Origin of the sequence: Mesorhizobium sp. M0771, from assembly GCF_040320155.1 — a bacterium.
In the GTDB taxonomy this organism is placed as follows: domain Bacteria; phylum Pseudomonadota; class Alphaproteobacteria; order Rhizobiales; family Rhizobiaceae; genus Mesorhizobium.
On the sequence record NZ_JAMYPC010000001.1, the window covers coordinates 1 to 18,775 of the forward strand.

Annotated in this window: 16 protein-coding genes and 1 pseudogene; 9 read left to right on the forward strand and 8 right to left on the reverse strand. The window is 59.9% G+C overall.

The genetic code is table 11. The features are described 5' to 3' along the window. The 6 genes from NKI05_RS00005 to NKI05_RS00030 form a co-directional block, all read left to right on the forward strand. Positions 1 to 3,306, forward strand: a 3,306-nt coding sequence (locus NKI05_RS00005; protein ID WP_352792104.1) for a beta strand repeat-containing protein, incomplete at its 5' end; no start/stop codon positions are given. A 67-nt stretch (positions 3,307 to 3,373) separates the two neighbouring features. After that, complete coding sequence (locus tag NKI05_RS00010) at positions 3,374 to 3,745, forward strand: hypothetical protein (protein WP_023736102.1); 372 nt, start codon at positions 3,374 to 3,376, stop codon at positions 3,743 to 3,745. A gap of 34 nt (positions 3,746 to 3,779) precedes the next feature. Next, positions 3,780 to 4,529 (forward strand): lytic transglycosylase domain-containing protein, encoded by a 750-nt coding sequence (locus tag NKI05_RS00015; protein ID WP_023699960.1) that lies wholly within the window; start codon positions 3,780 to 3,782, stop codon positions 4,527 to 4,529. 98 nt (positions 4,530 to 4,627) lie between these two features. After that, a complete protein-coding gene (locus tag NKI05_RS00020) occupies positions 4,628 to 5,827 on the forward strand; it encodes an ABC transporter substrate-binding protein (protein ID WP_023736104.1) in 1,200 nt (399 codons plus the stop codon). 13 nt (positions 5,828 to 5,840) lie between these two features. After that, complete coding sequence (locus tag NKI05_RS00025) at positions 5,841 to 6,554, forward strand: thermonuclease family protein (protein ID WP_245261923.1); 714 nt, start codon at positions 5,841 to 5,843, stop codon at positions 6,552 to 6,554. A 165-nt stretch (positions 6,555 to 6,719) separates the two neighbouring features. Next, entirely contained in the window at positions 6,720 to 7,472 is a 753-nt protein-coding gene (locus NKI05_RS00030; protein WP_023687765.1) for a GGDEF domain-containing protein, read from the forward strand. Positions 7,473 to 7,712: 240 nt separating this feature from the next. On the opposite strand, the pseudogene NKI05_RS00035 reads toward NKI05_RS00030, so the two are convergent. Then, positions 7,713 to 8,461: pseudogene (locus NKI05_RS00035) on the reverse strand (hypothetical protein). 932 nt (positions 8,462 to 9,393) lie between these two features. Further along, the gene (locus tag NKI05_RS00040; protein WP_023744445.1) at positions 9,394 to 9,615 is read right to left on the reverse strand and encodes a hypothetical protein; all 222 of its coding nucleotides are present in this window, start codon (positions 9,613 to 9,615) and stop codon (positions 9,394 to 9,396) included. Between the two features lie 73 nt (positions 9,616 to 9,688). On the opposite strand from NKI05_RS00040, the gene NKI05_RS00045 reads away from it, so the two are divergent. After that, positions 9,689 to 9,964, forward strand: coding sequence for an SOS response-associated peptidase family protein (locus NKI05_RS00045; protein ID WP_245265753.1), 276 nt, complete (start codon positions 9,689 to 9,691; stop codon positions 9,962 to 9,964). A 794-nt stretch (positions 9,965 to 10,758) separates the two neighbouring features. On the opposite strand, the gene NKI05_RS00055 is transcribed toward NKI05_RS00045, so the two are convergent. From NKI05_RS00055 to NKI05_RS00070, 4 genes are all read right to left on the reverse strand, one after another. After that, positions 10,759 to 10,935, reverse strand: a complete 177-nt coding sequence (locus NKI05_RS00055) for a hypothetical protein (RefSeq protein ID WP_155929682.1) — start codon at positions 10,933 to 10,935, stop codon at positions 10,759 to 10,761. A 1,161-nt stretch (positions 10,936 to 12,096) separates the two neighbouring features. Next, positions 12,097 to 12,342 (reverse strand): hypothetical protein, encoded by a 246-nt coding sequence (locus NKI05_RS00060; RefSeq protein ID WP_023714697.1) that lies wholly within the window; start codon positions 12,340 to 12,342, stop codon positions 12,097 to 12,099. A gap of 37 nt (positions 12,343 to 12,379) precedes the next feature. Then, complete coding sequence (locus NKI05_RS00065; protein ID WP_023815062.1) at positions 12,380 to 12,529, reverse strand: hypothetical protein; 150 nt, start codon at positions 12,527 to 12,529, stop codon at positions 12,380 to 12,382. Positions 12,530 to 12,636: 107 nt separating this feature from the next. Further along, entirely contained in the window at positions 12,637 to 12,933 is a 297-nt protein-coding gene (locus NKI05_RS00070; protein WP_023701099.1) for an ATP-dependent DNA ligase, read from the reverse strand. A 128-nt stretch (positions 12,934 to 13,061) separates the two neighbouring features. Here NKI05_RS00070 and NKI05_RS00075 point away from each other — a divergent pair, with 128 nt between their 5' ends. Continuing rightward, entirely contained in the window at positions 13,062 to 13,625 is a 564-nt protein-coding gene (locus NKI05_RS00075) for a response regulator (protein ID WP_352558934.1), read from the forward strand. Between the two features lie 1,129 nt (positions 13,626 to 14,754). On the opposite strand, the gene NKI05_RS00080 is transcribed toward NKI05_RS00075, so the two are convergent. Then, positions 14,755 to 15,225 carry a pyridoxal phosphate-dependent aminotransferase gene (locus NKI05_RS00080; RefSeq protein WP_081726094.1) on the reverse strand — a complete coding sequence of 157 codons (471 nt, stop codon included), beginning with the start codon at positions 15,223 to 15,225 and terminating at the stop codon, positions 14,755 to 14,757. 481 nt (positions 15,226 to 15,706) lie between these two features. On the opposite strand from NKI05_RS00080, the gene NKI05_RS00085 reads away from it, so the two are divergent. Beyond that, the gene (locus tag NKI05_RS00085) at positions 15,707 to 17,137 is read left to right on the forward strand and encodes a coiled-coil domain-containing protein (RefSeq protein ID WP_023815061.1); all 1,431 of its coding nucleotides are present in this window, start codon (positions 15,707 to 15,709) and stop codon (positions 17,135 to 17,137) included. A gap of 289 nt (positions 17,138 to 17,426) precedes the next feature. On the opposite strand, the gene NKI05_RS00090 is transcribed toward NKI05_RS00085, so the two are convergent. Continuing rightward, the gene (locus NKI05_RS00090) at positions 17,427 to 18,722 is read right to left on the reverse strand and encodes an HlyD family type I secretion periplasmic adaptor subunit (protein WP_348626200.1); all 1,296 of its coding nucleotides are present in this window, start codon (positions 18,720 to 18,722) and stop codon (positions 17,427 to 17,429) included. Positions 18,723 to 18,775 lie beyond the last annotated feature (53 nt).

The following is an 18,775-nucleotide window of genomic DNA, read 5'->3' on the forward strand; positions in this document are numbered from 1 at the left end:
AGCACCAGCTTCGCGGTCGTCGTCACCGACGCCGACGGCGACAGCGCTCCAGCCGGCAATCTCGTCATCACCATCGTCGACGACGTGCCGACCGCACACGCCGATACCGACAGTGTTGCGTCCAACCAGTTCACCGCCGAGACCGGCAATGTGCTGAGCGCGGTTGGCACCACCTCGCCGGTCACCGGCATCGACGTCAAGGGCGCCGATGGCGCTGCCGTGGTCGGCGTTGCCGCCGGCAACACCAATCTCGATGTCGACAATGCCGCAACGCTCGGCACCCAGGTCCAGGGCAGCTACGGCAAGCTGACGCTCAACGCCGACGGCTCCTACTCCTATGTTCGCGATGCCGGCACGCAGGGCGGCGTCAGCGATGTCTTCACCTACACCATCAAGGACGGCGACGGCGACACCTCGCACACCACGCTGACCATCGCCATCGGCGATTCAACCCCGACCGACGCCATTCCGGCTGCCGGCGGCGCCACCACCACCGTCTATGAAGCCAGCCTGCCGGCACGCGCCGGCGAACCGGCCGGCTCCAACGAGCCTGCAACCACCGAGACCACTTCGGGCACCATCGGCTTCACCTCGCCCGACGGCCTGACCACCGTCTCGCTGGGTGGCCATGTGCTGACCGGCTCGGCCCAGACTTTTGCCGACGGCACCACAGGATCGCTGACGGCCAGCTATGTCTACAATGCAACCACCGGCATCGGCACCATCAGCTACGCCTATACGCTGATCGACAACACGCTGACCGATCCGTCGAGCACCAGCTTCGCGGTCGTCGTCACCGACGCCGACGGCGACAGCGCTCCAGCCGGCAATCTCGTCATCACCATCGTCGACGACGTGCCGACCGCGACGAATGACACCTGGGGGCCAACGATCACCGGTGCGACGGTCCTCACCGGCCTCCTGACCAATGACAAGTTCGGAGCCGACGGCGTCGACACCGACAACAATCCGGTCAGCGGCCAGGTGACCGCCACCAACGGTGCTCACGGCACCGTCACCTACAACAACGATGGAACGTTCACCTACACGCCGACGGGCATCTATATCGGCTCGGACTCTTTCACATACACGATCAAGGACGGTGACGGCGACACTTCGACGGCCACGGTGACCCTGAATGTGCAGACCAACACCGTTCCATCGGGTGGCGGGACAGCGTCGTTGACATTGAACGAAGCCGCGCTCGACACTACGCTCGATGCCTCGGCGCCCGCGGATCTCCAAGCTGGGGCCGTGACCGGCACCAATCCGAGCAGTCGCGGCGAGACGGCGCAAGCAATCAGCGGCATCACCTTCACCACGACCGGCGAAGCCATTAATGTTGCATTCGCCAACCCGACCGGCGATCCAAACTGGGTGGCGCCGACTGTTTCTGGCCTAGCCTCTGGATACACAATCAGCTGGGCGCTCGTCGGCAACCAACTCGTCGGCAGTCTGATACAAACGGCCGGCAGCGTGAACCTCGGCGCATTCGTCTATCTGGCGCTGTCAAACACAAGCGCCGGCGCCAACAGTTCGTTGACACCCGTCGTTACCGCGACACTGACCGACCAGCTCCAGCATCTTGCCGGCTCGGGCAACGTCACCATCAACGGGCTTCAGGTGGTGGCAACCGACACCAGCGGTGATCATGTTTCCGGATCGGTCAATCTGACGGTCCTGGACGACGTTCCGCTGCCATTCAAGCCGGATGGCATCTTCGTGGAAAACACCACGCATACGGTGCTGACGGAGAGCATCAATTTTGCCGCGAGCGCCGGTGCTGACGGCGTTGGCAATGTCGTGTTCAACGTGACCGAAGGCGCGGCCGTCACATCAGGCAGCACAAACATATTCCTGAATGGCGAGCAGGTCTTCTTCCACGTCGTCGATACGCATACTGTGGAGGGACGGACCTCGGCCGCGAACGGCAGCGACCTCGCTTTCACGGCGACCCTGAACCCGGCGACAGATACTTGGACATACACCCAGGCCGCGACGATGTTTGCCGGCAACCAGTTCAATACGGCGAACTTCTCGCCAAGCGGCGGCAACAACCAAGCGATTGTCCTGGACTCCATCGGCTCAACCAGCGACCTGCTTGCAACCGCCAACAGCCCCAATTTCGTGAACACCAGCACAGGCAGTTGGGGCGTCGATGGCGGAAACAGCATCAGCCCTGGTGAGAAGATCCGCTTCGATTTCGTCAGCAATGCAACCACCGACGGCACCATCGCCGGAACCCCCGCGGGCATCGGGGCGGGAACCCACTATACGGATCACTACGAGGTGGCTAGCTATACACAGGGGATTGGCAATGTCTCGGGACCGGGCCTGGTTTCGATAACGATCCGCCCGGTCAACGCCGACTATGATAACACCTACATAGGTGATGTTACCGGCGAAAGCACGGCCCTCGGCGCCTTGGTCACTGTCGTCAACGGCTCCGGCGGAGCTACTCCGACCGCAACGAACAATGGGGACGGAACGTGGACGATCACCGGTCTCGCGCAAGGCGACACCTTTACCGTGGTTGCAAATTCGGACCCGTTCAGCGCAATCGAAATTTCGGCCAATGTAGGCTCGAATGACTTCAAGCTGGGCCCGGTCACCTACACGACCGCCAACGCCGTCACACCGTTCGACATCTCGATCCCGGTCACGGCGACCGACGGTGACGGCGACCCAATTGCCGGGTCAGTGACGGCACACCTTTCGCCCGATCTCAGCACCTGGCAAGGAACTTCGGGCGTGGACACTCACACCACGACCGCGACAGAAACCACGCTGCTCGGCGAGGACGGTAACGACACCCTCAATGGACTCAATCTCCAGGCTGATATCCTCTCCGGCGGACGCGGCGATGATACCTTGTCGGGCAACTCCGGTAACGACACGCTTTACGGCGGCTCGGGAGCGGACATATTGTTCGGCGGCGACGGCAACGACCTGCTGATCGGCGGTTCCGGTCAGGACACGCTCACCGGTGGTATAGGCGTCGATACGTTCAAGCTCGAGCACCTCGACATCAAAGATCTTATCGCTGACTACAGCGGTGTCGGCGGCCATGGCGACATCATCGACCTTACCTCACTGTTCGATACAGCCGCCGGAGGGGCCAATGTCGGCGACTTCGTGAACTACAATGCGGGAACGAACACTCTCAGCGTCGACGCCGACGGTTTGGCCAACGGCGCCAATTTCGTGGACGTGGCCACCTTGACGAACGCACCCGTCGCCAACACGATCACCCTGCTCTACGATGACGGAGTGACGCAGCATACGACAACGGCAAACGTGGTCTAGGAGCATGGTGCGGGGCCACGCGACTATGCTATGTATTAGAGATTAGGAATACAGAGGGGATCTCATCATGAAACGTTCCGTAAGACTGTTGGTTTCCGCTGCGACGCTGTTTCTGGCAGTCGGATCGACGGGCTATGCCGCCGACATCATCGACGGGCCGGTGGCCGACCATTGCCGGACCGTCGGCACATCGAACCTGGTGTTGAACGACAACATCGTCGATCTCAAGGTCCAGGTGGTCAAGCTGATGGACGAGTCGGTGGCCGTCGCCAACAGCTCGGAATGGATCAATTCGTCCCGCCCCGCCTTCGTCTGGGCGTCGGAAGCCAAGGTCGCCTGCGGCATGGCCTATGGCTACCTCAAGACGAACTACAAGGACGAGGACACGCTCAACAAGTGCGAGTGCTTCCACGACCGCATGGTCGAGTACATGAACTGACCGAAAGGGATCAAGTCGCGCCGACAGGCTGACGATGATCGCCCGTGGAAGATTGTCGAGAGCGATTGCCGGAGCGATCGCACTGGCCGTTTTTGCCCCTGAAGCCCGTGCCAACTGGCTGGAACGACCTGCCCTCGAGCAGCAAGCTCCGTCCGGCTTGACGCGGCCGGTTCGCTGCGATTTCGCTCCGGAATGGACGCGCGAGACATTCAAGGCGTTCGCGACGTGCCAGGCATCGCTCTACGGCCTGGAGCCGGTGCTGGCGCACGCGGTGATGGAGATCGAAAGCGGATTCGATCCCGATGTGCACGGCGCCGATGGTGAAGTCGGGTTGATGCAAGTGATGCCGGCGACGGCGCGAATGCTTGGCTTTCGCGGTTCGCTCGACGAACTCGCGGTCCCTGCGACCAACATCGCGCTCGGCGTCAGATATCTGGCGCAGGCAAACAGCCTTGCCGAAGGCGATCTTTGCACGACCGTCATGAAATATCGCGCCGGGCACGGTGAAACCCGGTTCTCCGAACTTTCGGTCCGCTACTGCCGGCATGCGCGCGCAATCCTGGCGAGAGAAGGTTTTGCGGTGGCCGGCCCGCTACCGGTGGCGACGTTCGGATTCTCCGCATTCCCGACAGCAGGAGACGATGGTGCCCCTGCCCCGGCGAGGCGGATTTGTGTGCGCCGACTGTTCGTGCCGGGCCCGCGATACATGAAATGCACGGACTATCGAAGCGCCGGGCAAGCCAGAATGATCAAGGCGCTCCGGGCAAAACTTTTCGACGGCTGAGCCATAATCCAGCAATTGCAAAGACGGCGAGGCAAGTCTGCCGTAAGATGAACGGATGAGACCGGGACAAATACCCGGCGGGATATGAGGGAGGCATCATGGATTCTGGCCGGCAGCGACACGGTTCGTGGACGTGGGCGATCGTCTTTGCGTTAGCGGGCATAGTGTCGGGCTGCCAGTCGAAAGGCAGCGTCTCGGACGCGCTCGACCAGGCGGCGATCGCCGCACCCGGAGCGCCGGCCGCCGGCACCGCTGCCAGCCCGGCCCAAGCCACGCGATCGCTCGGCACCGGGTCGACGAAGGTCACGATGCTGCTGCCTTTGTCGGCCCCGGGAGTCGCCGGCGAAAACGGCCGGAAGATGCTCGATGCGACCAAGCTGGCGATGGCCGACCTTGGAAATGTCCTGCTCACGGTCACGGTCGAGGACACCAAGGGCGACAGCGCGCACGCCAGCGAATTGGCTGTGAAGGCGATCACCACTGGAACCAAGATCGTCATCGGCCCGGTCGAACTCGCGGCCGCGCAGCACATAGCCAAGCTCTCGGGATCGAAGCGACCGCCGGTGCTGGCGCTGGCCGACAATTTCGCCGGCGGCCCGGGCGTCTATGCGGTGCGCCTCAACGAGGCCGACAGCGCGGCCGCGGGCGCAGCCGGCCTGGCGGCCAAAGGCAGCAAGAAGTTCGTGTTGCTCGTCGCGGCAGGAGCGAATGCCGGCGCGGTTGAAACGCGGGTCGCCAACAGCCTCAGCATCTATGGCGCGACGCTCGCCGTCACCATTCCGTATCCGGCCGGCGATGGCGGCACCAAAGTGGTCAATGATATGGGCTCGCTGGTCGAGGCTCCCGATGCCATCATCATCGCCAGCGGCGACGACAATCCGGCGCAGATCCTTGCGGCGCTCAAAACGAAAGGCATTCCTGGAAAAGCAGTCGCCGTCATTGGAACCAACCGCTGGCTGGAACATCCGATGGAGCCGCTGTTTGAGAGCTCCTACATCGCCACGCTCGACCCAACCGAAACCGGCCCGATCGCCGACCGCTTCAAGACGACCTACAATTATCCAGCCGACGCCAATGTCGCCTACGCCTATGATATGGTCGCCCTGACAGCAGGAATTGCAAGTTCGGCCGGGCCTGACGGCTTCAGCAAGCAGGTGCTCGAAAATCGGAGCGGATTTCGCGGATCGACCGGCCTGTTCCGGTTTCGGGCGGATGGCTCCAGTGAGCGATCCATGCCCTTCTACCAGGTTCGAAAAGGCGCACTCAAGCTGGTCGCCAAATCGACATCGGGGTATTGAGGGGCAAGGAACCTTGCTTGAGTTGATGGGCTGGCTGAGGCACAATCGCTTGATATTGCTCGGAAGCCTGCTCCTCCTGGCCGGGGTCTTGTTGATCATCCGGGCCGCCGATCTGCTTCCCATCGATCGGCCGATACCAGCGCCGCGTCAATCCATCGACGATAGCCAGCCAATGCGACCAGTTGCGACCGTCGCCAATACGCCATGGCGAGGACGGGCACGCAAGATTGCTCAGGACCTTATCGCGCCGCCACAGCTTGATTCGGCGCAAATCGAACGGGTCGAGCCGCGCCCGCCGCTCAGCGACCTTGGTCTGGCCGCGCCTGCAGGGATGCGAATGCCAAAGGATTGGAAAGAGGTCCTGCTGTACCAACCAGCCGCCACCTCGTCGGCAACCTTCGAATCCGTAGGGCGCAAGGTAGCCATCAGCGGGATCCAAGGCATTGACCTGGATGAGACCTGTTCCTTTCGTGGCATCGCCTGGCCTTGCGGCCAGCGTGCGCGCGCGACGTTCAATTCCTGGCTGCGCGGCCGGGCGCTGAAATGCGTCGTGCCGCCGGAAATCGATCGTTTTGCCATTGCGGCACCGTGCAGCTTGGGCAAGCAGGATGTCGGCGCCTGGCTTGTTTCCAATGGCTGGGCGACGGCCCTGGCGAGTGGCATCTACGGCAAGGCGGAGGCAGTGGCCAGAGACGCGCAGATGGGGATATTCGGTCCGCCGCAATAGCCGATAATTCGGTGTCGTTGCTTTTGCCGCCGTAGCCTTGCTTTTGAAGGGCTGATTTCGGGCCGATGGTAGGTGATTGCGCCATTACTAAAATTGTATGTTTCCTCGAAACTGAAAGTGCAGCACCTTGGCCTTATGACAGCCGATCAGGCGGGAGATTGGCTAATGATGACACCAATGGCGAATAGCTCGCCCCGGCAATGGAAAGATATCGCATGGCTGACTGCCCTGGGATCGGCGGGAATTCTGCTCCTCTCGGTTGGCCTAAATTATCTGCTTCTGTTCTCGGAAGCCTTGACGCCCTTCGGCCGCAGCATGGTCACAGCGATCCTGTTGCCGGTCATCGTCGGTGGCCCACTTTTCCTGTTCATTGGACTGCAGCGGACCGAGCTCGTCCGTTATCGAAGAGAACTCAACAAGTCGGCGACCTTTGACAGCCTGACAGGCTGCCTCAACCGGACAGTCTTCACGTCGATGGTCGAAAGGAGAGCAACCAGGCCGGAATCGTCTGGTCCAAGATCTGGCGCCTTCCTGGTCATTCATCCCGAACACATCAGGTCCATCAATCTGCGCTTCGGCCTTGGCTGGGGTGACGAAGCCTTGCGGCTCATAGCCTCGACCATCCAGTCATCGGTACGCAAGGAAGATCTGGTGGGCCGGATCGGAACCTCCATGTTCGGGGTCTTTCTGCCCGGTGCGACAGAAGACGACGCCAGGGAGATCGGCGACCGTATCCGGGCGCGCGTGGCCCAAGCCTATTTCGCGCCAAAAGGAACCGCGGACACGCTGACCATCAGCGTCGGCGGCGTGGTGTTTGAAAACGAGTTGGAATTCGAGGACATGTTCCGATCGGCGGAATCGCTGTTATCCGGCGTCGAACGCCAGCCCGGATTTCAATTGTCGCACCTCCACAACTAGCTGAAACAAGTCGTTGCCGGAGGAACACCGCCGCAAATGTCTTGCCGCACGGCTGCGGCAGCGATCATCTTGGCCCTTGTTGCCAAACCGGACGATTGACCCATGGGCGGTTTCAACCCGTGGGAGGTCTGGTTCCTGACGGTGCTGACGGCATCGCCGCGCATCGCTGGCAGTATTTGCCGGACCGACCAAGTTCTGGTTGCCGCTGGTTGCAGCAACCTTGATCGCCTTGATGGCCGGCTATCGGACCATGCTGCTGCCGCCGAACTCCTGACAGGTCGAGACACCCGCCGCGCGAGTAGCATCAGGTTCGGCGCTCAGGGTACGAGCGACAAAGCTTGAGGCACACAGATGCTGGATCCCCACGGCTCTCTCTTCATCGGTGGGGATCACAAGCGCGTCGACGTCGGAACCAGCAAGGCTGATGACCTCGTCGCCTCGCCCATTCAGCTTGTGGTCGATATTAACCGCAAGCCAGCCGGCCACAGCCCCGGCCCTCTCTCGAATATATGGCGCGTTTTGGCGTATGCCTGCCTTGAACACCAGCGTGTCCAGTCCGCCTATCGCAGCGGCCAGCGACCCGATCTCGCGTGCGATACGATAGACGAAGAGATCGACTGCTTCGGCGGCAAGAGGATCATCGGAGTCGATTAGCGTCCGCATATCACCGGATATCCCCGACACTCCGAGCAGGCCGGATTGCTCGTAGAGAAGGGTGACCAATCGTCCGTCTGCAGCTTCCGGTCATTCAGCAAATGGAGGGTGACGCCAGGATTGAGCGCGCCGCAACGCGTGCTCATGACGAGGCCGTCCAATGTCGAAAACCCAACACTTATTCCAGCATTCATGGCGCACAGACTGGCACCGCTGCCGAGATGGGCGACGATCACCTTGCCGCCAGCTGCGGGTCCGTAGCGGGTCCGAAGCTGCGAAGCGATATGGCTATAGGTAAGCCCGTGAAACCCATAGGAAATGCCGGCATCGGTCATCGCATGCGGAAGGCCATAGATCTTGGCGATCCGAGGCCGAGCGTATTCTTATGGATGACGATCTGGATGCGCCCAGGTAGTCGTCTTCATACGTGTCCTCGCCATACGGAGTTCAGAACCCGCCTAATTGCACGTGGTTGCCGCCGATTACCGCACGCATCGTTGCAGGTTCTTTCGAGACCGGGAGGCTTAGCTACTGTGACAGGCGCCAACGAAAGACCGACAAATTGACGAACAGGCCCAAAGCCATTTCACTCTAGCGGAAAGACTTAGCCAATAACGCTCAATTCAAACTTTGAGAATTAAGCGTAATCCATTGATGTAGTAAGTTTGTGGGCCCGGAGGGTCAGCGTTTTCTACAGGAAATCAGTACGTTAGTGGATGGTTCGCCAAGCCGTTTCTCTCGTATTCTCTCGTATGGTCTGGCGAACCAAAGGCCCAAGAAGACAACTAGTTCCATGCGAGCTGTATTTGAGCATGGTAGTATGAGCGCTGCCGCATTTGGCCGGAAGCTGACTGGCCGCTTCTGGCGCAAAACCATAACGGACGTTTAACCTGGTCTGGTTCAAGTACCGTTGTCGGGTTCAAATCGCGTGACCACGCCAATGGTACTCCAGTATGGCGCTTCGGAACCTCCAGGTTGCGGGGCCTTGTGATCGCAAGTAAACAGTCGCGGAATTTGGTCACACGAAATGCCAATCGCCGGTTTCGAACGTCCGCAATTCGTGGCGTCAACGATATATTGCACACCGACGGGACCTTACTGACCGATGCCGGCCTGCTCGCCTGGAGGCTGGGGAGGAGCGGCCCGGGGAGTCTCTGGGCCGGCGTCGGTCACCGCTGGCATTACGCTGTTGCCGGCGGAAGCTGACAGTCATTGTGATAAGGGCAATTCGCCCACCTCGTGGTCAAACTGCGCGGCCGTGAATGACCTACTGCATTCCGCGGAGGGAATTCACGTCGGCGCAGAACTCGGCGTAGGGCTTGCTCATTGCCGCGTCATTGCATTCGCGCATGATCATTTCGCGCATGGCCTTAGGCTTGGCCATGAAGACCGCCTTGAACTCGGGCATGGACTTCAGTGTCTTCATCGAGGCATCGGTGTAGAATGGCACGATATTGTCGACGACATCAACCGCGCCGGCAACTGCCATGCTCCCCAGATTGCCGGCCGAGCACCCGCCGCGTGAACGTGCTGCTCAGGGAGAACAATAGCGAACGCGCTCATTGCCTCTCCCTTCGCTGCCCCAGCCAGGCCACGCGCCTTTCTCGTTCGCCGGGCTTTGGGCTTACAATTCCAATCTCGACATAACCAGCTGCACCATCATCACAGAGCCTGCCGCAGAACCGATGAAGCAGTTGCATGATCAACAGCCTCTCATTCTCTACCAGGCATACTATGACGTCTGGCTGGACCCGGGGACCAAAGGACCAGCCTCAAGGACATTCTCAGCCACGACATCGACGGTCAGCTGCAGTTCAACCGCGTTGGACGTGAGGTGAACACGAGCGCCGTCAACAAATTTCCCAACGACCATCCCGGCCTGGTCGGGCGGAGCCGGCGACTTTTTCTGTTCGCCGAAATCGTCAAGCACGCCCCTGCTGGGGCGAAGCTTTCTAAAGCACGCTCCGACCACATATTTTAGGAGGGCGGGATGACAGAGCGTGAGCAAGAGATCGTCGCGAATGCATGGGCACTGGCTACGGGCGCACAACAAATCCTAGAGGCGCTTCTCATCATGCTGAAAAAGTCGGGAACGTCGCGCGAGCTTCGATTGCCGGGTAGCCGGGAAGTGGACCATCAGTTAGGGGTCCGTAGCTAGAGCGTGATAAAGCAGCAAACACACTATCATAGAAACGGCGCTGCCTAGCAGCTGGTCTGCCGTCAGGCCGGAAAAATAGACAAGATGAAACGCCACCAACGCTCTACCAATCACGGTTCGGAACACTGCCGAAATAACCGTTAGTCGGCGCTAATGTTCCGGTCGGGACTCGCTACCGCTTTGGAAGCATTCTGCACTCGGGGGAGAGGGCGTGGGCAAAGTCCAGCGTCATCAAGGTGCGGATCAGGCCGACCGCTGGCGCAAGAACGCAAAGCGGCGGTGGATGTGGCGACGGCAATATCTGCCGGCGCTGGTGATGGTTCCCTGACCGGCTCATCCCAGCTGGCTGGCTGAGTGGCACCCGCACGGCCGGCGCGGGGAGCCTGCGATATCAAGGGCAACATTTCCACCAGTACCGATGAGCGATTTATCACGTTCCAGGGCAGGAGCATTACTGGAAGACGACGATCAGTTTCAGTACAGCGAGCGCTGGCTGTGCAGCGAGGCAGAGGCATGGGCCGCCGGCTGGCGCAAAGCAAGGCGGTAGCGCGGTAGCCACCACCATGTGCAGGCCCACCAGCCCGTCATCATGGTCCGAACCTGATCGCACCCGCCGACCTTGGTCTCAACGTCGTTGATTGGCACTGCCACGCGGCTTTCCTTCATTCGCATGGTTCGCAGAGATTAGCACGATCGCATACTCTCATCATCCGGCGTCGTCTCCCTCACAAAGCAGCGCCGGTAAGGCTCGGCGCCCTTCTTGTTTGTCCCGTGTGCCAAAGGAGGTCGCCGGGCCTGCCGTTGCTCATCTTTGCGGGTTGCTCCTGATGGCTCCGCTTGGCGCCGTGGCCCTGCGTCTTCCTTCGGGTAAGGCCGGCGAGGCGCTTGTCAGACGGCCTGGCATGTAGAATTATGGTCCTCGTTGCGGCGACGCCCTCAATGGAGAGCGCCAATGGCCAGAACAAACCTTCCGAACAGCTTTCCCGGGCTGAAATCGAGCGCTTCCTGGCGGCAGCCGAAGCGCTGCACAAGAGCATCGCCGGGCCGCTCCTGGCGTACCACAGGGAGCACTGCCAAGCTCTACCTGAGGCCCATGGACCCCTGTTGAAGTCGATTGAGACGGTCACCGGTCAGAAGGCGCAGTTCATCCGCTGGAACGGGACAGGACCGGCACAGCCCCGGAGAAGCCTCCGGGCTGGTTCTCCTCGCGCAACTCTCGCGCCGCATCACCTCTAAGAGCAGTTCGAAGACGCTTTCGATTTCGCCGTTGATTTGGTCGGCAGGGATGCCAGGCTTCTCGGCCGCTGTCGTCAATTGGTCTGCTAAGTCGCTGGCGGCGATCGGATCGCCCTGCGTCACAATCGCGGCGCGGAGGGGTTTTATTAGCTCCCCCTCATCTTGACGCCGGCGCCGGCTGCTCCAAAGTCTTGGGCATGGCTCGGGGAAGTATCAAAGTTGGCGACGAGGTCGCAGTCACGGCGATTGTGCGCGGCCGGGTGACGCCCGATCGCATAAGCGTGACGATCCCCTCCTACGACTTCCCGCATTCTGTTGTCGATTCGACTTGGAAGGCTGTGATTGGCCAGCATATGGAATTGATCGGCCCTGTCACACGCATCGACGGGGACAAGGTAACCGTCAGCCTCCGGCCATTGGTGACTGTCGACGCCGAGCACGTGCGCCTGGTCGAAAGCAACGTGGCGCTTCCGCGAGCGCGAAAAAGGCCGCTCGTTGACAAAGTTTAACTTGCCTGCCCACCCAAGGAACGGCCAGTGAAACTTTCCCCATCACATCGGCTCTGGTCGCCTCCCGCTAGCTGCCGGCGCGTTGCGATATCGGCGCAGTAGACGGGTCGGCATTTTCCGAACTTTCCGACATCTCGTCGCGATGACGTTGGCGAAGGCGCTTCAGCAGTTCGCGTGAGGCTTGGATCGCCCTGCGCGATTGATCCATGTTCTGGCGAAACGTGGCGCGTTCCTCCATGGACTTCTGCCACTTCAGCAAGGTAGCCGTAGTCGCAGTGGCCGCTTGAGCGATATCTATGGGCGTTGCAACCATCGCATCCTCCCAAAAAAGGCAATGGTAAACGCAATCTTTATAGGCCCGCCGAAACCCTTTCTTCAATCAAAAACGACCGTACAGATTCATACACCAAATGGTATTCGTCGGGGCGCTCGACGGCGGCTTCGTCGACCTCGGCCTCCATCTCGTCGTTGACGGTTTTGGTCTTGCCAAAACCGTCCATCGCCACACCGTCAAGCCCTGCAGCCAGCTGGCACCTCACGCTCCTTGCCATCCTTGCGCGCTTGGGCGCCGTACATCCAAGCGTAGGTGGCGCGTTCCTGATCTTTCTTAGGCATGGCCATTTGCATCATCCTCCCGGAAATCCAGCAGCCTTGCGTGCCCCAGCTTCTCTTCGCCTTTGAGGGTCTTGACCCAGCCAACCAGTCCGGGCTTCAGCCACTCGGCCTTGTCCTTTTTATGCCCCTTCGGGACCGGGCCGCCAACCTTGCCCTGGACGCGATCCCAAAGCGCTTGCCGCTCATCGGCACTGAAGTTGACGAGTGCGCCGCCTTTATAGAGGCCCTTTTCAGCGATGATCACCTGGGTAGCTTTGCCGCGCTCGCGCTGTGCACCGATGATTTGCATTTCCTTTTCCTCAAAGCACTTGATCTTGCGCCAAGCGCTCGTTTGCCGCTGCGATATGGGCTGCCCTTGAGCTTCGAGACCATGTCTTCTAGCCCGTCTCGTCGACCAGGTGGTAGACGGCGTCACCAGTGCGGCATCGCTCCGCTGAATTGAATGCGCCCGCCGGCAGGGATCATTTCGTGCAGGATCTCGCCGCGATCTTCGGTCGGCATCCCGCGCAGGTCATGATGCGTGGAACCCTGCCGGTTGCTGACCGTTCTCCGTCAATGGAAGCCCCGAACCAACAGAGCCAAACGATCCTCGTGGTTGACGGCGACGTCATCGCCCGATGCGTCATCGCGGACTATCTCCGCCACTGTGGCTACAGGGTGATTGAGGCCCATTTCGCACGTGAGGCGCAACAAGCGTTGAACTATGCGGAGTTCGGTGTCGACACCGTCTTGTGTGACGTTGACCTGCCGGGCAACATGAACGGGTTCCAACTGTCGAAGTGGGTTCGCGAGAACAAGCCCGAGGTCAAAATAGTGCTTTCCGCCGCAGTAGAACGAACTGCGATCGCGGCGGGCGACCTTTGTCAGGAAGGCCCGCACCTTGCGAAGCCGTATGAGCCGGCCAACGTAGTGGACCATATCAGGCGACTGCAGCGTGTTTGGAGCTTACGATCCAGGAACCCTGGTGCAAAGCGCAATTGATCTCTGTCCAGACGCCGAGAGGCTCGTCTGCATACCAATGGTGATTTAGCCCTGCGAACTGGACGCCGCTCAAAGGAAGAACGGCGTATAAGCCGCAGTCCTGCGTGCGGCCGCAACAGTGGACGGTTGTCGCGCGCAGGACGGAGGAAATTCGTCCTCCTGCGCGGGCGGTGAACGGGATACCGTAGGAGCGTCAGCATAGCGCCGGCCACAGGATGGGACGCGGCACCGACTGTCCCCGTCCGGTAGTCCGCATGTTTTGGTCGAAGCCGACCGGCTGAGATCGTGCGCATTTTGGTTCTCGACGGTACGGCCGCTGATCGGCGATGATGCGAGGACCGAGTTGCCTGGAAGAAATCGATCTGGTCTTGCACCTTTTTTGCTTCCTCATTCGCGGGGCAGCTTGTGATTTTCCAGCCTGACAGACCCTCCCCTGTCTATAAGAAATTTCCCGACGCATGAGCGCACGTCCAACACAGTGCGGGCTCCAATGCTCACCGGCTGCGCGAGAATGGTAACCACCTACCTTGAGGGGAGCGCCACGTGCGTAGTCAACGATGCAGGCGCTGCCAACCTCGGCATCCCCGGGAATAGCAGGCTTATAAATGAATATATCGTTGATCAACGCTATCGGCGCAGCCGCCGGGAGATGGACAGACCGCGTTCCAGCTAGGGGTATCGATGTTCCAGGCTAAAGGCATTGGCATGCCCGAATTAGAAAAAAGACCTGAATCCCGTAAAGCAGCAACAAAATGCCGAAAGCTATCCAGAAGCCGGGTCGCGTAAGCAATGCCAGATCTTTTCTTAGCTGCTCCATTCACATCAACTAACATGGCCAAGCGTCGTTCCCGTCCGCTGGGGACAAATTTCAACTAAGCTGATCGTCGCATAATGGCCGCGCCACTGCGGATCGAGACACCTCAGCGCCCCGCATGAGCACGCGCAACTCGATCGGAGGCGCAAGGAGAAAGTTCGGAACGGTTCCAAGAACCCCAAGCAAATTGAGCGCCGCAGCGGACGATAAGGTTCACGCATATCCCCGGCGAACATCCGCACAGCATTGGTCAACATCAACGGCAGAAGGGCGTCCGAAAAGAAACGCATCTCTGCGTCACCGCCTCATCGAGAGTCACCGCTGCGGCATCCTGAATACGGTCGGCGATCCGAAGAGCATGCATTGCGCAAGATTTTCCAGATGAACTGATGCCGAGACCGGCCCAAGCGTCCACCCTAGCCTCCAGCCGGTCATTGCATGAGACTTCGACAGGCTGTTCACAATTATCGTCCGCTCTCTCATTCCGGGACTGAATGCTATTGAGAGGAACTCGCCGTCGAACACTGTGCTGCGGTAAACCTCATCGCTGATGATCCATAGATTGTGCCGCTCGGCAAATGTGGCAATGGTTTCCAGATCCTCCTTGCCGAACACATATCCGCCGGGATTGTTTGGGGAGTTCAGCAAGATCGCCCGCGTTCGATCTCCTACCGCTGAACGGAGAATATCCTCGGATGCCTTCCGCCGCGCATTTTGCAGCGATAGTTTGACGGGTCGGACCACTGCTCCATCGGCGCGTATTGCCGCTTCGTATGTAGATACCAAGGCTCAAGGCAAAGCACCTCGTCGCCAGCTCCGGCAACGGAAGCTTAGTGCGATTGAGCGGCCAGGCGGCCGGTCCCCAATTCGTTCGAATGATGCGCTTGCCTCGCCAATGTCGCATGGTGAGTCAGCCGGCAAACCAAAACACTCAACCGCCGGTTAGGCCCGGCCGCCTGATGCGCCCCACAAGAGGCTGTGCCGGGCCGTTCGTCGGGGCTTCTGCACCTGAGTTGTTAATGTGCCCAGGCAACACACCATTGACGCCAAGACGATGGCAAGAAGGGGAGCCGCGCAGTCCTCAAGAATAAGTCAGCAGGCACCTAGACCGATGTAGGGCCTTCCGATCGCAGCTCTCGGCTCCTCGCGGCGCCGGCGCCCTGGCATCGTTTGATTGAACGAAGACGCTGAGTTGAGCTCTCGATACAAAAGCATCTCAGTCCTCGTGCCTCAATGGTCCGGGCATGCGGCTGCAGGGGATGAAGTCATGAAGTTCAGGGATTTGATCAGACGCGCCGAGGACAATGTGGAGAGGTCGTTCGACGATCTCGAAGCTGACTTGGCTAACGCTGTCGACCAGTGCCTCGATTTGGAGGATGTCGCCGACGTGCCAAACATGGCAGGCGAAAACAACGAACAGGATGACAGCGTACCAAGCGAGGACGGTGCCGGCGACGACGATGATAGCTCGCCGATACCAGCGCATCGGATGACCTCACATACGCAGAGCCGAATTGCTGCCGTGAGCTCGTTTAACGGCTTGTTCCACGATGCCAAGCTCCATTTCGAGGACATCAACGCAAAAATCTCCGAAATTACAGGCACATGTCAACTGACGTTCGAGTTTTTTCACATCCTTCACGCGGACATTCTCCGTGCGAACGAACTGGAGCTGGCGAATCAAAATCTGATCGCAGATCAAAGGAACTTGTCGGAAACACTCAATGACCTGAACAGACGGTACTGTGAGCGTCAAGGCACCGTCGAGACATTGCAGCAGCGCCAGGCAAGCCTTGTTCAGGAGTGTGAAGTGCTCCGTGGCGCGTTGGCCGCGGCAAGGCTGGAGCTGGTCGAAGCGGCGAACACCACCACAAAGAACGAAGCGGAATTTGGCGACCTCACGAACATGCTTGCCGCCGCAAATGTCGAGGCCGACAGGCGCTCCCGAGAGAACAAACAGCTGCGTGAAAAGAATGTGAGCCTGTCTATTGACCTGGAAAAGGCCATGAAGCGGGAGGAAGAGGCACGGCATAGGCTGGATGCCTTCTCCACGATCCATGCCAACGAAGCTGCGCGAAATGCCGAAATGCTGAGTGCGCTCGGCAAGAGCGAAAAAGAGGCAATCAAATTGCACACCTCACTCGAGGTTGCGCAGGCGAAGCTATGGGAGGTGACCGAAGCAGCCAGGATTATGCAGGCGGACATGGATGGCGAGCTTAAACGCTGCCAGGCTGAGAACCGAGGATTGCGCTCAGAAATTCAAAGTCTCCAATCGCGCTTCGAACTCGCCTCAAACGCAAACAACGAGGCCGCGGCCGAGATCGCCAGGCTCCAGCTACAATGGAGCGACGCCCTGGCCGAAAAACAGGTGACCGACGAAAGGTTGGCCGCACTCACCGAGGAGGCCGAAACCAACAAGGTGAACCTTTCCAAGATCGCCGCAGATTTTGCACAGCTGTCCATGCAGCAGGCGTCCGATCAGATTGAACTCGATGTGAGACGGCAGGAATGCGAGGACTTGCGGGTCGAGATTGCCTCGGTCAATGCTCGGGTCAGGGAATTGCTGCCCTACAAGAGGTCGCATGGAAGCGCGAACGCCTTGCCGCATACATCTGACGTGGCAAATGTAGCGGTGACTGCAGACCGAACGGTGCATGCCGCACGCCGTGTCCGCCGCAGGGCCCTCGCCGCGTCGTAGGAGCAAAGAACCTCTCCTCGTGAGGCAATTGCCCATGTCGATGATCGTGGAACGGTATGCGCTGTTTGTTGCGCAAAAGATGACAGGACACTAACGCTGTTGTCGGGGCAGGACTTGGTGAGGCGGCCAGGAAAATCCTGTTGGGGCATCCTTGTAGCCGGGACAATGTCCCAGACGAGCCTCGCGCGTCGGCCGCAGGCGTCACCCCTGTGGCATCACGTCGCCTACCCTAATATGTCAGCAAGCACGCCTGCCGTGTTCCCGCGGTCGACCGCTCACAGCCGCCATGTCATTCCCGGAAAGCCCTCGACATCTGGTCGGTAAGCGGCTTCAGCAGATAAGACCAGACGCTGTGTTCGTCCGTACTTATGTGAACCTCCGCTGGCATACCGGGTTTGAGCACTTTGGCATCGGTCAGACAGGTGGACTTGTCTTCGACATTGATGCGCGCCGAGAAATAAGAAAGCTGGCGCTGTTGATCTTTTATCAGGTCCGCCGAGATGCGCTTGACAGACCCTTGGCAGGCAGGCGTGGTACCGGCGTCGAAAGCCGGAAACCGGATCGAGACCCGCTGACCTGGACGAACGTCATCTATGCGCGACGGCGCAATCAGCGCGTCGACCACAAGGTTGCCGGTGTCAGGGACGATCATCATCAGAACTTCGCCCGCGGCAATCACGCCGCCGATCGTGTGAATGGAAGATTCCTGTACCGTTCCCGATTGCGGAGCGCGGATGGTGGTTTTGGCCAGTTCGTCCTGCGCCACAACCTTGCGCTCGCTGAGTTCGGTCTGCTTGGCTTCCGTTTCACGAAGTTCGCTCGTTACGTCACTACGCCTTTGTTCATCGAGCTGAAGTATCTGCAGTTCGGTCTCGCTGATCCTGGCCTGCGCCTCGGCAACCGCCGCCGCGAGGCGCCCTGATTCTCCGTGCGCCCGGGTGGCATCCAGTCTGATGTTGCTAAGTCGCTCTTTGGACACCAGCTTCTTTGTAAAAAGCGCCTGTACATCGACAAGATCGCCATCCAGCAGGACCACGGATTGTTCTTCCGCGGTCTGTTGCGCCTTGAGGCCCTCAACTTGGCGTTCGAGTTGCTTTGAGCGGCTTTGCAACTGTGCCTTCTGCCCGTTGAGGGCCGTAGCGCGGCTGTCGAACAGCGTGCGCTCGCCGTTCACGAGCGCAGCCAGCTCCGGCTCGCCCATTCGCGCTTGAAGGCTGAACGGAAGCTGCATCTCCGACAGGCCTTGCCGCTCTGCCTCCAGCCGCACAAGCCGAACCGTTGCCCGATCAAGATCCTTGCTAATTATCTGCAGATTGGCCCGTGTCAGTGTGTCGTCCAACCGTGCCATCACATCGCCGGCCCGTACATGGTCCCCATCTTGCGCGAAGATGCCCCCTATCGTGCCGCCCGTCAGATGCTGGACCTTCTTTATGTTGCTCTCGACCACCACGGTCGCAGGCGCAATTACCGCGCCAGCAATCTTGGTCAGACCGAGCCAGAGCCCGCCGCCGGCAATTAACGTAACCGTGACCGCCGCCCCCAGGATCAGGTTGGCCCTGATTCCATCGCGCGTGCCCGAAATCATCGCGTTGCGCCGGCTCCCATTGCCGATCGGGGCCGATGGAGCCATCGTCGCCT